Here is a 14,337-nt window from a genome sequence, read left to right as displayed (position 1 = left end):
GTTGTTCCATTTATCGATAAGTATGATTATATAGATATTGGAGATGCAACAAAAAGTAAGTGGGGAGTTGGTTACAGCAAAATTCTTCCTAGTTTTTTCTGTATGTAAAATTTCTTATAATACCCCAGATTAGGCTCTTATACCAGTATAAGTACAATGGCAAGGAGCTTCAGGAGACGGGGATGTATGATTACGGAGCAAGATTCTATATGCCGGATATTGGACGGTGGGGTGTTGTGGATAATAAGGCTGAAAAATATCTTTCAATGTCATCTTATATCTATGCAGGAAATAATCCAATTGCGTTTATGGATCCTGACGGAAATGAATTAATTCTTTCATTTGCGACTGATACGGCACGAAAATCCTATGAGGATTTAGTGAGGGCCTCACTAGGAGGTAAATATTCAGCAATTTATACAAAAATAGAAGGTACAGATACATATAAGGTAACTCTTAATATGATTAATAAAGATACTTCCCTAACAAAAGAACAACAAGCTTTCTATGAAAGCTATAATGAAGTGGTTGGAGCAAAAGAAGTTGTTAGTCAATCAATAGTAGAAAATGACAAAATGACAGAAGTTGGAAGTTGGCAAACAGGAAAAATAGATATAGTTGATGTCTTAGAATTTGATAAAGCAGGTAAAGGTGGTACTAGTAGTGCTGGTGCCTTAACACACGAACATACTGAACAATTGGAAAAAGCTAAAATGGGTATTTCACAAGGAAAGCTTGGGAAAGTCGAAAGAGATGATAGTGGTAATATTGTAAAATTACCAGATTTTGATAAAGCACATGCAAAAGCTTTTAAAAAAGAAGGAAAAGTAAATGGCAATGAAAGAGTAGAAACAGATGGACCAATGAGCATTAATGTATATCAAGAAAAAGATAAAACTAAAACAAATCAAGCTATTTGGCCAACAGATGACGGAGGATTAAGAATTAAAAAGACAAAGTTATAGTAATATGAAGAATATATTTTTTATTTTAACATTTTTGTTATTATATAATTGTACTAGTTCTATAAAAAGAAATAATAATATCTCTATTAATGGAGAATGTACGGAAAATTTAGATTTTAAACAGGAATATTTTAAAAAAATCGAAATTGTTAAGGATTATATCAAATTCCATAAAGGAGAATCAAAAAATACTTATGAAGCTTTGAAATTTATAGGAAAATATTCTAGGGTTTCATTTGAAGATATGGCAAACTATGCAAGAACTTACCCTTTAGGAACTTATGAAAAAGATTATCCTGGTTGGTTAGATTGGTATGATAAAAATAAATGTAATAATATACAGTTTAAGAAATAAAAAATTAACTTAAAGTATAAAAGAAATCCCCCCGCTGGTGCGAGCGTCTCGCTCGTACCGATAGATAAAACTAACTTAATGCAATTTCAGTGGGTGTAAGCTCCCCTCCGTCGCAGACGGTGAATTATCAGTATAATATCAGGGGATGGATGACCAAAATCAATGATCCGGGAAATCTGGGCGGAAAGCTTTTCGGATATGAAATTAAATATCAGAATCCTTCTAACACTGCTGCCCCGGGAAGATTTAACGGTAATATTTCGGAAGTAGACTGGAAAACATCCTCAGATGAAGTTTTCAGAAGATACAGCTATCAATATGATGGCCTGAACAGGCTTTTGAAAGGAAGTTATTCCGAACCTCTTGCAGGGGTACCGATGAATGATTCTTTTAATGAAGAGATGACGTATGACCTGAACGGGAATATTAAGACCCTGAAAAGATTCACCAAACCGCAGGCAGGAACAACGCCTGAGAAAATCGATGATCTGGTTTATAATTACCGCAACGGAGGAATGAGCAATATTCTGGATAAAATCACGCTTCCAACGGGTGTCACTAATAACTCATCAGGGTACAATGCCCTGGAAGGCACGTTCGGATATGATGCTAACGGGAATATGAATCTTCATCCGGATAAAAGCATTAAAAAAATAGTTTATAATGTCTTAAATCTGCCATCTGCCATAGAAGTTCAGAATGGAAGATTCAGGCAAACCTATAATTATATATATAGATCAGACGGAGTAAAACTCAAAAAGACCCAATCTATGGGAGTAACTCAAACGGATTATCTGGACGGGTTTCAATATATTTCAAGTGAGAATCCATGTACGGGATGCCCGCCTCCGGTTCCGGAGCTTCAGTTTGTTCCTACTTCAGAAGGTTATTTTGATTATGTAAAAAATAAGTATATTTACAATTATACAGATCATCTGGGAAATGTAAGATTAAGCTATGCTAAAAACGGAACAGGAACAGAAGTAATTGAGGAAAGTAATTATTATCCGTTTGGCCTGAAGCATGAGGGGTATAATAATCTGGATGGAAATCCGAATTATCAGTACAAGTACAATGGAAAGGAGCTTCAGGAGACGGGGATGTATGATTATGGAGCAAGATTCTATATGCCGGATATTGGAAGATGGGGTGTGGTGGATCCACTTGCAGAAAAAATGAGAAGACACTCTCCATATAATTATGCGTTCAACAACCCGATTATGTTTATTGACCCTGATGGGCGTGGACCTTTAAAAATAGGAAATCCTGAAAGTGCCGATGCAAAAAGATTACAAGGTGCTCTATCTAAATCAGAGGCTGGAAGGCAAACTTGGCAAAAAATGGTTGACTCAGAAAGGACTATCTATATTCATTATGTAGGTGGTAATGATACAAAAACTGAAGCAGGCTATCTTGCCCGATCTGGAGCTAATGGAGAAACAATGACAGGAAAAATGTATAATGAAATGAAGAATACTGGAAGTGTTTCTTCAGAATCAATGAATACAATAGGGATATTTAACGAAAATACGGGAGAATATGATAAAACGTCTGATTGGAATGAGACACATATTGTTTTAAGTGAAAAACAAATAGGTATAACCAATGCTGTAGGAGAGATGACTGATGGAGAAAAAGGAAATACTATGGGGGATATAAAAACAGGAGGAGAAGAAGCTGTTCATTCTATTCAAAATTCAATGAATTTTACGGAAAAAATAAAAAATTCTGATACAGGGAAATATATAGAGAATCAAAATAGTAAACCGTATAATGAGAGACAACACGAAATAGATGCTAAAAAAGAAGCACAGACAATGTATAATCAATCAATAAATTAATTAGATATGCGATTAAGATTATTTAAGGTTTTTCTCTTTTTATTATGTGGAATTTTTTACTCACAAAGTAAACAACAACCTATGAAGGACTGTATTTGTTATACAAATGCAGATTCTACTTTATCCAAACCTTATTATAACCCAACTCATTCACTTGTCATTAAGTCTAAAAATCCTAAAGTTTTTTCATTATCTGACGGAAGAGTTTCTAAAATAATAAAAGACGACAATTTATATACTATTATTATAGGGAGCAATAATTTATTTTACATATATTCAAATCTTGCTTTTATTCCTAAAAAAATAAAAATTGATAAATATATTAGGAAAAACAAGTGGCTTGGGAATGGAAGTTTATTAGAAAATAATTATTCAATAGAATTACAAATTTACAATAAGACAAACATATTACCTGATATAAAAAAATATGTTAAATGTACCGAAGCCACTCACTGAGTGGCTTTTCATCTTTTGACTTTTCTGCTCATCTTAATTGTCAAAAACATTAGTTCTTTTCTTATTTCTCATAAAGATGTAATGGTTAGAATTTAGAAAATTTTTTAAAAGATGCCTTCTAAGTTTATGTGAAAAGGCTCTCCAAACGCTGTTCATCCAGCAAAAGCCGGTTTGAATAAAGGAATGGCAGTTTATGGCCTAACAGGTGTAGGAACAATACCATCGATTTTATATTTTGGAATAGATTCATTTTACCCTGGAGGTTGGGATGGAGCTATGAGCCAACAACAAAGTTTATATGAAGAAAATAAAGCAATAAACCCTGATTGGAAAATGTTTCCTAAAGACTTTTAAAATATGAAGTTATATTATTATGTATTTTATAAATTATATAAATTTTGGGAACAGGTATCAGTTCCTAAATTTTGGAGTGATGTTAAAGCTTCATTATCTATAGATCTGCTTGTATTATTTGCAGTTTCATCAGTTTTTTTTTATTTTGATATAAGTTTTGGGGACAAAACTGTATTTTTAGCTTGTTTAATACTGATGTTATTTGTTTCTAATTATTTTCTTTTAAAAGAAACTGTTTGGAGAGAATATATTAATTATTTTGAAAACCTTCCAAGAAGTAAAAACAGAAAGGGTGGGGTACTGGTTTGGAGTATTATATTATTAATATTATTAAGTTTTATACATTCAATATATTGGATGGATCAACGTGCTAGAAAGAATCAAACAGGACCTTATTCTAAAGAATATTTAAATAGCAAAGCCACTCAGTGAGTGGTTTTGTTTTATGACACCCCGCTGGCGGAAACATCCCGAAGATGGTCAACTTATAATTAGGCCTACAATAATCCAATAATATTTATTGATCCGGATGGAATATCTCCTGTAAAAATTGATTTTAATTCAGTTTTCGAAAATGATAAAAAATTACAAAATAGAATTCAAGATTTTTCTGGAGATAACCAAATTCGAACTACTTTTGTAAATGAAAGAAATGGAAAAAGCGTAATTGTTAATGATGGGCTAGACGATATAATTTTTGTAGGAGAAAAAGATTTTGCTTTTGCGACATTTTTTCTAAAAATATACCAGATTTTAGTTTTGATGATAAAATTGCTGGTAAATACAAAGATTTTTATTTTAGAACTAAATACGGAACATATGCAGCTCAAAATTGGAAATATTGGCTTGATTCTGCCCAGATTGGGGGAAAATATCTACTCAGGTAATTCTTTCTGTAGATATAATACCACTTTTACCTGCCGGAGATGGGCAAGGATTAATTAAGCTTACTAGAGGAGGATTAAAAGCAATAGGAAATCTGACTCATCTTAAAGATGCAACTGTTGCAGAGGCTGTAATATCAAGAGGAGGAAAGCTAGGAAATTTAAGTGTTATTGATGACTTATATAAAACAATGAAAGTCGGGGGATATAGCAAATAAGGCTGCCCCGCTGCGCAAAGTCTGTGACTTTGAGCGGATAAAAAAGAAGAGAGGCTGTCCTAAAAGTTTGTGCGGTCTCTAATTTTGTTCGTACCCCTATACAGGATGTATATTCAAATATTAAATTCTCAAAAGATATGTCTTACTTTTAGAACAGCCTCTTTGTTTTTATAGAGTTAATTTTTACGAATACACTTTTTCGCTTTATAATCACTACTGTTCCGGTAAGATTCAACGGTAATATCGCTGAAGTAGACTGGAAAACATCCTCAGATGACGTTTTCAGAAGATACAGCTACCAATATGATGGACTGAACAGGCTTTTGAAAGGAAGTTATTCCGAACCTCTTGCAGGGGTACCGATGAATGATTCTTTTAATGAAGAGATGACGTATGACCTGAACGGGAATATTAAGACCCTGAAAAGATTCACCAAACCGCAGGCAGGAACGACACCTGAGAAAATCGATGATCTGGCTTATAATTACCGCAACGGAGGAATGAGCAATATTCTGGATAAAATCACGCTTCCAGCAGGTGTCACTAATAACTCATCGGGGTACAATGCCCTGGAAGGCACATTCGGATATGATGCTAACGGGAATATGAATCTTCATCCGGATAAAAGCATTAAAAAAATAGTTTATAATGTCTTAAATCTGCCATCTGCCATAGAAGTTCAGAATGGAAGATTCAGGCAAACCTATAATTATATATATAGATCAGACGGAGTAAAACTCAAAAAGACCCAATCTATGGGAGTAACTCAAACGGATTATCTGGACGGGTTTCAATATATTTCAAGTGAGAATCCATGTACGGGATGCCCGCCTCCGGTTCCGGAGCTTCAGTTTGTTCCGACTTCAGAAGGTTATTTTGATTATGTAAAAAATAAGTATATTTACAATTATACAGATCATCTGGGAAATATAAGATTAAGCTATGCTAAAAACGGCACAGGAACAGAAGTAATTGAGGAAAGTAATTATTATCCGTTTGGCCTTAAGCATGAAGGGTATAATAATCTGGGGGGAAATCCGAATTATCAGTATAAGTACAATGGAAAGGAGCTTCAGGAGACGGGGATGTATGACTATGGAGCAAGGATGTATATGCCCGATATTGGAAGATGGGGTGTGGTGGATCCGTTGGCGGAGAAAATGACAAGACATAGTCCTTATAATTATGCCTTTAATAATCCGATCCGTTTCATTGATCCGGATGGAAGAGAGCCTATTAATGATTATATATTTAAGAATGGAAAATTACTTGGAGTGAATTTAAACAATAATGAAGACAGGTATTTTAATGTTGTTACTAAAGATTCTTATTCCCATACAACCACAATAGATGGTGAGACAGAATATTTACAAGAAGATAAAAATCCTAATTATTCAGTTGTATCAGTTTATACTGAAATAGAGGGAGCTGTTGGACATGCAGGGCTAGGGTATGATGGTAAAGTATTTAGTTTTTATCCTACTGATGAAAACGGTACTCACAGTTATGAAATGAATGAATGGTGGGGAACACCTTTAGTATTAAATACTAAATCTACTACTGAATTTAGTGATAAATATTCTAACTCTAATGTGTTTTTCTTTAAAACGACTAATGAACAAAAAGAAAATTTAGTAGAAGCAGTGAATAATAGAGCAAGTGAACTTAAAAATAAGCCTGAAAATTATAGTCTGCAATCAAATAACTGTACGACGAATGTTTGTTCTTTATTACAAAAAAGTGGGATAAGTTCTGTAGATGTTATTAGGCCTGGAAGATTAGATACAAAAATGAAAGAATCTAATGCTATAGGTAGTTTTATTAGACAGAGGCCATTAATAAATATCAATCGCTCTGCACCTTTAGGCAGGAAAATTTATGGAGAAGGCGAATAAAATTTAAATGTTTTTATAATCATAATTTTTAAGTAAATGAAAATGACTAAAATACTTTATTACATCTCTTTTTTGTTTATACTTTTCTTAATTATAGACCTGCTTGTATTTAGAGTTAATACCATGCCTAAGCTAACTGAAATTAATCATGAAGATTTTATAAAAGAAGCTAATAATATAAAGGATTTGGATTTTGCTAAAGCCGAATTAAAGAAATGGATTAATATGGATTATAATATGGTGGAAAAACAAAATAACTTATATATTAAATATTTATATATGATGGTTATTCTGCTATTAATAGAAGTTGTTAAATTAATTTCCATTAAAAGAACAAGTCAAAAAAAATCTTGATTTTATCTACTCTGAGGTTTGCAACTTCAGGGCAAAATAAATAAGTACCCAAACAGCGCAAAGTCTTTTTGACTTTGAGTTGATAAACACAAAAACCACTGCATCTGTAGTGGTTTTTATATACAGGTTTATGAAAACTATTATATTTACAATTATACAGACCATCTGGGAAATATAAGACTAACCTATGCTAAAAACGGCACAGGAACAGAAGTAATTGAGGAAAGTAATTATTATCCGTTTGGCCTGAAGCATGAGGGGTATAATAATCTGGGGAAAATCCAAATTATCAGTACAAGTACAACGGAAAGGAGCTGCAAGAGACCGGAATGTATGATTATGGTTTTAGACAATATATGCCAGATCTGAGTAGATGGGGAGTCATGGATCCGCTGGCTGAAAAATATAGGAGATGGTCGCCATATGCATATGCAGTGAATAATCCAATACGTTTCATCGACCCTGATGGAATGCAGGTTATGGATCCTGGGGATAAATTCAAGACCCTAAGATCAGCAGCGATTGATTTTGGAAAACAATATAATGGGTTTTCAATTAATTATAATGTAGAACTTCGTACATTCTTTTATAAGGCAACGGATAAAAATGGTGAAACTTATTATACCTATACTATTCCAAAAGTTGGTTCAGAGGGTATGTCTGGAGATAATTCTTCAGAGCAAGTAGCCGCAATCTCGAAGTTAGGTGAAATCGTAGCTAACGGACATTCACATGCAGGAGATATGGATGTAATATCAATTGATGGAAAGGATTATAGTGGTAATAACAAATTTTCTGGTCGAGACATTTCAGCATATAATAATACTATAATGGAAGATGGTCAAAAAGTAGATAATGGATATGGAAAACCAGTTACGGGATATGTTGCAACATCAGATGGAGGGTTGAGAGAATATGTGCCAGATGTTAGTGATAATTCTGAATCCAATAAGAAAGATGCTGGAGGTCGTTTTATTAAAAATTATGATCTTCCAATAGCGAAAGATTTACCATCTGATCCAGCTTCAAAATCATTAAGACTTAATAATATACCACCAACTAATATGCCCAATAAAATGCCAATTGGATTTGACCCCCAACAACCAAAAAGATATTAACTATGATAAAGAAAATTTTAGTGATTTTATATTTTATCCCTCTACTAACTCTAGCTCAAGAGAATAAGGATAAAAAGTGTAAGGATAAAAATAGAGGAATAGACCAATTACCTTGTACAATCACCTATCGTTATGATATAGATGTTATTCCTGATGAAGATACTGCTATAAAATATGTAGATATTCTCATTCATAAAAGATATTTTCTTGAACCTGAGAAAAGTAAACCTTATCAGATTAGCTTAATTGCAAATAATAAAGTTTGGCACATTATTGTAAAAAGTTATAATTGCAGATACTGTAAGATATATATTAATATCAATAAAAATACGGGTGAAATCTTGAATTTTTACAAATCTGAAGATTGAAATATTTTAAATAATCCCGCTAATTACATGACAAAAATTGTAATATATTGATATTCCCCAGGCCGGCCTTGCAGGCACTACCGGTTTTGGAATCAAATACCTGTACCGTGCAGACGGAACCAAGCTACGAAAGATTTATAACAGAAACGGAGGAAACGGTTCGTTCAAAGAGATCAGAAAGACTGATTATCTGGACGGCTTCCAGTATTCTTATTATGAAGGAGGGACATGCCTGACCTGCCGTACAGAGTCTGCTTATGAAGAACAGGCCTATAAAACAATGGTGTTTCCCGGAACCGGAACCCCGGAATGGAAACTGGATTTTGTACCGACCTCAGAAGGTTTTTACAGTTTCGAGGAAAACCGCTATATTTACCAGTACAGAGACCACCTGGGCAATGCCAGGGTGAGCTATGCCAGAAACAGCGAAGGCGCAATTGAAATAACGGATGTCAACAATTATTATCCTTTTGGATTGAACCATATTGAAGGGATCTCCAGAGGACAATTGGGCAGTTATTTTAATTACAAGTATAATGGCAAGGAGCTTCAGGAGACGGGGATGTATGATTACGGAGCGAGGTTTTATATGCCGGATATTGGGAGATGGGGCGTGGTGGATCCGCTAGCAGAGAAGGATAGAAGATGGACTCCATACCGATATGCCTATAACAATCCAATCAGATTTATCGATCCGGATGGAAGAAATGAGGATATTTGGAATTTTAATACTGATACAGGGCAGCTAAATAAAGTTGAGGATAATAATGATGTTGATATTGTTTATGCTGTAAATAATAAAGGTAACAGAATAAAAGATAACAGCGGGCAAGAAGTAAGTTTTACAATGGAAAGGAACAATCAAATAGATGAAGCATACAATGCAACTGTTTCTATAGAATATAACCCCAAGCCAAGAGAAACAAAAACAAAAGATGTTCCATATAAAGTGATTAATTTCGAAAACCAATTAAATGGTAAGAGTTTTTTTGAATTTTTAGATAAATATTCTGCAGCCCAAAACGAGTTTGATTTATTTCAGTATACTCAAAATGGTCAAGATAAAGCGGCTGTAGGTATAAATGGACAAAATGGTTATCTTAGTAGTTTTACGGAAATGAAAGAAACACCTGGACAATTTAACATGGGAGGATTTATTCCTTCAGTATCTTTAAAATCAGGGTACTTTCATTATCTTTCTGGTTTACCTGGTGTGGATACATCTAAGAATATTTTTAGTCATTCACATCCAGGAGATAAAGGCTATCCAGATCCTTCTGATGCAGATAGAAACACAGCAAAAGGGAGCTTATTACCTGGTGTTTTTCAAGTGTATAGTAAAGGTGTTTATCAAGTAATCCCAAGAAAATGAGAAAAATAATAGCAATATTTATTTTAATCAGCAACTTACTTTATTGTCAAGACTATGCTGTCGATTTTGATATATCGAAATTTATAGAGTCTGGTGGTATTTCAAAAGAAGTTTATCGTAAGATAAATGGGAAGTTGGAATTAAGTGAAAAATTTGAGTATAATAAAGATTCAGCATTAGTAAAATTAGCAATAAACAAAGAATTACCTGGAGGACTTGCTCTTAAAGGAATTAATTATTTTTTAGATTCTAAAAATAGAATTACTAAAGCGGAAATCAAAATATCTGATATTTACAGTAGCCCTAATGCTTACTCTATACAATTCGTGGCATATAATTATTTTGATTCACGTAAGGTTGCGTCGTTTTATAATGTGAATAATAAGATAGATAAAAAAGAGTATTTTTTTTATAATGAGAAGAAAGAATTAGTAGAAAATTTTACAGTTTCAGAAGATCTTGTTTTACAAAAAAGAAATATTTACTACAAAAAAAATGGATATCAGATAAATGAATCGGAAACTTATACGGCCTTAAGATATAAAACTATCACAAAAACAAAGCTTGATAAAAATGGGTTTCCTATTTATATAGAATCTGAAGGGAAAATGATACAAAGTGGAGAAAAAATGCCTAAACAAACTACTTATTTTCAAAATGAAGTTGATGAAAAAGGGAATTTATCTAAAGTGTACATTATTGAAGGAAAAAAGAAAATATTAATTCAAGAAGTAATTAATAAATATGAATAGATATAAGATCCCACCGCTAGTGCGAGCGTCTCGCTCGCACCGATAGATAAAACTAACTCAATGTAATTGCGGTGGTATAATCTACAATTTTGTGACCAATCTAAATGATAGATTCTTTCATTTTGAAGATGGCAAGTTAATTTAATTTAACATGGCTGGCGCGAGTGTCTCACTCATGTCGGTAGGTAAACTTCCCGCTGCGCAAAGTCTGTGACTTTGAGCGGATAAAAAAAGAAGAGAGGCTGTCCTAAAAGTTTGGGCAGTCTCTAATTTTGTTCGTACCCCTATACAGGATGTATATTCAAATATTAAATTCTCAAAAGATATGTCTTACTTTTAGGACAGCCTCTTTTGTTTTTATAGAATTAATTTTTACGAATACACTTTTTGGCTTTATAATCACTACTGTTCCGGTAAGATTCAACGGTAATATCGCTGAAGTAGACTGGAAAACATCCTCAGATGAAGTTTTCAGAAGATACAGCTACCAATATGATGGCCTGAACAGGCTTTTGAAAGGAAGTTATTCCGAACCTCTTGCAGGGGTACCGATGAATGATTCTTTTAATGAAGAGATGACGTATGACCTGAACGGGAATATTAAGACCCTGAAAAGATTCACCAAACCGCAGGCAGGAACAACGCCTGAGAAAATCGATGATCTGGTTTATAATTACCGTAATGGAGGAATGAGCAATATTCTGGATAAAATAACGCTTCCAACGGGTGTCACTAATAACTCATCAGGGTATAATGCAAGGCAAGGAACATTCGGATATGATGCTAACGGGAATATGAATCTTCACCCGGATAAAAATATTGAAAATATTGTTTATAATGTCTTAAATCTGCCATCAGATATAGAAATTGTAAACGGGAGATATACACAAACCTATAATTATATATATAGAGCAGATGGGGTAAAAGTTAAAAAGACCAAATCAATAGGACTATATAAAACAGATTATCTGGACGGGTTTCAATATATTTCAAGTGAGAATCCATGTACGGGATGCCCGCCTCCGGTTCCGGAGCTTCAGTTTGTTCCTACTTCAGAAGGTTATTTTGATTATGTAAAAAATAAGTATATTTACAATTATACAGATCATCTGGGAAATGTAAGATTAAGCTATGCTAAAAACGGCACAGGAACAGAAGTAATTGAGGAAAGTAATTATTATCCGTTTGGCCTGAAGCATGAGGGATATAATAATCTGGAGGGAAATCCGAATTATCAGTATAAGTACAATGGAAAGAAGCTTCAGGAGACGGGGATGTATGATTACGGAGCAAGGATGTATATGCCGGATATTGGACTTTGGGGCGTGATTGACAATAAAGCAGAAAAGTATAGTTTTATGTCGCCTTATGCCTATGCAGGAAATAATCCCATTGGATTTATGGATCCGGACGGAAATGAGTTAATTCTTTCTTTTGCAACAGATACTGCACGGAAATCCTACGAAGATTTAGTCAATGCTTCACTTGGCGGAAAATATTCTGCAACTTATACTAAAATAGAGGGTACAGAAACATATAAGGTAAGTCTTAATATGATTAATAAAGATGCTTCGCTGACAAGAGAGCAACAGGCTTTTTACGATAGCTATAATGATGTTGTTGGGTCAAAAGAAGTGGTAAAAAATAATATTCTCGAAAAAGATATTAATACATCCGTATGAAGATTTCAAACAGGCGATATTGATATCGCTGATGTTTTAGAATTTGATAAAGCTGGTACAGGAGGAACAACTAGTGCTGGAGCATTAGCCCATGAACATTCAGAACAGCTAGAAAAGGCAAAAATGGGAATTCCTCAAGGGAAAATGGGAGAAACTATAACAAATAAAGATGGAACTAAAACATATCCACAATATTTAAAAGCACATAAGAAGGGTTTAAAAGTTGAGGATAAAGTTAATGGCAACACGAGAGGAGAGATAGATAATACTAATATAAATGTATTTCAAGAAAAGATAAATCAAAAACTTCTCAGGTAGTGAGAGATGATAAACCATTAATTGAAGTAAAGAAAACTAAAATACCAAGATAATGAGAGTATGCATATTTTTGTGCTTATTATTAATTTTAATAGATTGTACAACAACGAATAAAATTTCATCTTACCAATCAAATGGTTGCATCGAAAATTTAAAATTCAAGGAAGAATTTTTTAATAAAGTTAAAACAATTGATAGCCTAGTCAATAAAAATCAAAATAAGGAATTTAAAAAATCCTTAGGTTTTATTTCAAAATATTCACATGTCTCTTTTGAAGACACGGCCAATTATTTTAATCGCTATCCAATCCCGACTTACGATAGAGACCGAAAAGGCTGGATTGAATGGTATGAAAAAAATAAGTGTAATAATATTCAGTTTAAGAAATAACATATTAAGCCCTCGTAATTTGCGAGGGCTCTTATTAATATAAGTACAACGGGAAGGAGTTGCAAGAGACATGGATGTATGATTATGGAGCGAGATTTTACATGCCGGATTTGGGAAGATGGGGTGTGGTGGATAACTTAGGTGATTTTGATAGAGCATATAAATCAATTCAAGATAGTTCCTATAATAGAGATATCAGAAACTTTAACAAGAGAGTGCCTAGTCAGTATCAAATAAATAAAAGAAGATGAGAGATAAAATAATCGGATTTTTTTTAATTATAATAACTGGATGTAATAAGAATAAACAGGCAGACATTTTGCCCATAAAGAAAGATATTGATGAAATTTTTAATTTGAATAATTATCAAAGAAAACAAAAACAAATTAATGACTCTGTTATTCAGTATGAGGGAGTTAATAACCTATTTTTAATAAAAGGAAAGTATAACTATCAAAAAAAATATAAAATAGGTTGGTGGAGAGTTTATGATCTGAAAAATAATGAAAAATATTTAGATGTAGAATTTTATAAAGAATTTGATAAAAAGGAAGAAATGAAAAATCAAATCATTTTTTACCAAAAAAATAAAATAAATATATCTAACAGTAAGTTTTATATAAAAAAGTATAATAGTGAAGATCATACTATTTTATATAATTTTTATTTTCCAAAAAGTACAGATAAAATATATTCCGCAAAAATAAATATTGGTATAATTGCTGATATGAAGCCTTTACTTTATCCTGTGACTTTTGAATGCAATAATAGTAACAATAGTTATAATTATTCCTTGGATATTTCTAAATATAAAAACCATGTTAAATGTATTGGGCTCATTTTCAGAACATTCAGTTAGTGAAAAGAAAAAAGAAATCGGTATTAATGAAATTATGATAGATGATACATTAGTCATCAAATAGTTTAATAAATAGCCAAAGCTGCACAAAATATCCTGACTTTGAGCTGACAACAAAAACCATTGCACATCAAACGGCAATGGTTTTTTATATC

14 protein-coding genes and 3 pseudogenes are annotated in these 14,337 nt (G+C 32.9%); all 17 read left to right on the top strand.

The window, feature by feature from the left end:
• Window positions 1-140: 140 nt before the first annotated feature.
• Window positions 141-323 (top strand): annotated as a pseudogene (locus tag AC106S_RS22155) (RHS repeat-associated core domain-containing protein); the annotation flags it as partial.
• 646 nt (window positions 324-969) lie between these two features.
• A complete protein-coding gene (locus tag AC106S_RS22150; RefSeq protein ID WP_153395299.1) occupies window positions 970-1,320 on the top strand; it encodes a hypothetical protein in 351 nt (116 codons plus the stop codon).
• An 89-nt stretch (window positions 1,321-1,409) separates the two neighbouring features.
• Complete coding sequence (locus AC106S_RS22145) at window positions 1,410-3,161, top strand: RHS repeat domain-containing protein (protein ID WP_482442006.1); 1,752 nt, start codon at window positions 1,410-1,412, stop codon at window positions 3,159-3,161.
• Window positions 3,162-3,242: 81 nt separating this feature from the next.
• Window positions 3,243-3,617 carry a hypothetical protein gene (locus AC106S_RS22140; protein ID WP_482442005.1) on the top strand — a complete coding sequence of 125 codons (375 nt, stop codon included), beginning with the start codon at window positions 3,243-3,245 and terminating at the stop codon, window positions 3,615-3,617.
• Window positions 3,618-3,788: 171 nt separating this feature from the next.
• Window positions 3,789-3,971 carry a hypothetical protein gene (locus tag AC106S_RS22135; protein WP_482442004.1) on the top strand — a complete coding sequence of 61 codons (183 nt, stop codon included), beginning with the start codon at window positions 3,789-3,791 and terminating at the stop codon, window positions 3,969-3,971.
• Window positions 3,972-3,974: 3 nt separating this feature from the next.
• Window positions 3,975-4,403, top strand: a complete 429-nt coding sequence (locus AC106S_RS22130; RefSeq protein WP_482442003.1) for a hypothetical protein — start codon at window positions 3,975-3,977, stop codon at window positions 4,401-4,403.
• 993 nt (window positions 4,404-5,396) lie between these two features.
• Window positions 5,397-6,968 (top strand): RHS repeat domain-containing protein, encoded by a 1,572-nt coding sequence (locus AC106S_RS22125; protein WP_482442001.1) that lies wholly within the window; start codon window positions 5,397-5,399, stop codon window positions 6,966-6,968.
• Window positions 6,969-7,091: 123 nt separating this feature from the next.
• A complete protein-coding gene (locus AC106S_RS22120; RefSeq protein WP_482441999.1) occupies window positions 7,092-7,322 on the top strand; it encodes a hypothetical protein in 231 nt (76 codons plus the stop codon).
• Window positions 7,323-7,439: 117 nt separating this feature from the next.
• Window positions 7,440-7,798: pseudogene (locus AC106S_RS22115) on the top strand (RHS repeat-associated core domain-containing protein); the annotation flags it as partial.
• The gene (locus AC106S_RS22110) at window positions 7,793-8,440 is read left to right on the top strand and encodes a DUF4329 domain-containing protein (protein WP_482442010.1); all 648 of its coding nucleotides are present in this window, start codon (window positions 7,793-7,795) and stop codon (window positions 8,438-8,440) included. The pseudogene AC106S_RS22115 and the gene AC106S_RS22110, both read left to right, overlap by 6 nt.
• Window positions 8,441-8,442: 2 nt before the next feature.
• Entirely contained in the window at window positions 8,443-8,808 is a 366-nt protein-coding gene (locus AC106S_RS22105) for a hypothetical protein (protein ID WP_482441998.1), read from the top strand.
• A gap of 280 nt (window positions 8,809-9,088) precedes the next feature.
• On the top strand, window positions 9,089-10,180 hold the full coding sequence (locus tag AC106S_RS22100; protein ID WP_482441997.1) for an RHS repeat-associated core domain-containing protein: 1,092 nt from the start codon (window positions 9,089-9,091) through the stop codon (window positions 10,178-10,180).
• Window positions 10,177-10,932, top strand: a complete 756-nt coding sequence (locus AC106S_RS22095) for a hypothetical protein (protein WP_482441996.1) — start codon at window positions 10,177-10,179, stop codon at window positions 10,930-10,932. The genes AC106S_RS22100 and AC106S_RS22095 overlap by 4 nt, the downstream gene beginning before the upstream one ends.
• A 293-nt stretch (window positions 10,933-11,225) precedes the next feature.
• Window positions 11,226-12,614, top strand: coding sequence for an RHS repeat domain-containing protein (locus AC106S_RS22090; protein WP_482441995.1), 1,389 nt, complete (start codon window positions 11,226-11,228; stop codon window positions 12,612-12,614).
• A 123-nt stretch (window positions 12,615-12,737) separates the two neighbouring features.
• Window positions 12,738-12,932, top strand: coding sequence for a hypothetical protein (locus AC106S_RS22085; protein WP_482441994.1), 195 nt, complete (start codon window positions 12,738-12,740; stop codon window positions 12,930-12,932).
• A gap of 429 nt (window positions 12,933-13,361) precedes the next feature.
• Window positions 13,362-13,484, top strand: a pseudogene (locus tag AC106S_RS22080) (RHS repeat-associated core domain-containing protein); the annotation flags it as partial.
• Window positions 13,485-13,570: 86 nt separating this feature from the next.
• Window positions 13,571-14,182 (top strand): hypothetical protein, encoded by a 612-nt coding sequence (locus tag AC106S_RS22075; RefSeq protein WP_482441993.1) that lies wholly within the window; start codon window positions 13,571-13,573, stop codon window positions 14,180-14,182.
• The last annotated feature ends 155 nt before the right edge of the window (window positions 14,183-14,337 follow it).

The organism is Chryseobacterium sp. FR054, from assembly GCF_056844565.1.
This window is presented reverse-complemented; position numbering and strand designations above follow the sequence as displayed.

Excerpts from the sequence above, each read along its gene's own strand:
- AC106S_RS22130 (WP_482442003.1), top strand. The coding sequence starts at position 3,975 with ATGAAGTTATATTATTATGTATTTTATAAATTATATAAATTTTGGGAA.
- AC106S_RS22085 (WP_482441994.1), top strand. The coding sequence starts at position 12,738 with ATGGGAATTCCTCAAGGGAAAATGGGAGAAACTATAACAAATAAAGAT.
- AC106S_RS22090 (WP_482441995.1), top strand. The coding sequence starts at position 11,226 with ATGTATATTCAAATATTAAATTCTCAAAAGATATGTCTTACTTTTAGG.
- AC106S_RS22110 (WP_482442010.1), top strand. The coding sequence starts at position 7,793 with ATGCAGGTTATGGATCCTGGGGATAAATTCAAGACCCTAAGATCAGCA.
- AC106S_RS22105 (WP_482441998.1), top strand. The coding sequence starts at position 8,443 with ATGATAAAGAAAATTTTAGTGATTTTATATTTTATCCCTCTACTAACT.
- AC106S_RS22120 (WP_482441999.1), top strand. The coding sequence starts at position 7,092 with ATGCCTAAGCTAACTGAAATTAATCATGAAGATTTTATAAAAGAAGCT.
- AC106S_RS22140 (WP_482442005.1), top strand. The coding sequence starts at position 3,243 with ATGAAGGACTGTATTTGTTATACAAATGCAGATTCTACTTTATCCAAA.
- AC106S_RS22095 (WP_482441996.1), top strand. The coding sequence starts at position 10,177 with ATGAGAAAAATAATAGCAATATTTATTTTAATCAGCAACTTACTTTAT.
- AC106S_RS22075 (WP_482441993.1), top strand. The coding sequence starts at position 13,571 with ATGAGAGATAAAATAATCGGATTTTTTTTAATTATAATAACTGGATGT.
- AC106S_RS22150 (WP_153395299.1), top strand. The coding sequence starts at position 970 with ATGAAGAATATATTTTTTATTTTAACATTTTTGTTATTATATAATTGT.
- AC106S_RS22100 (WP_482441997.1), top strand. The coding sequence starts at position 9,089 with ATGGTGTTTCCCGGAACCGGAACCCCGGAATGGAAACTGGATTTTGTA.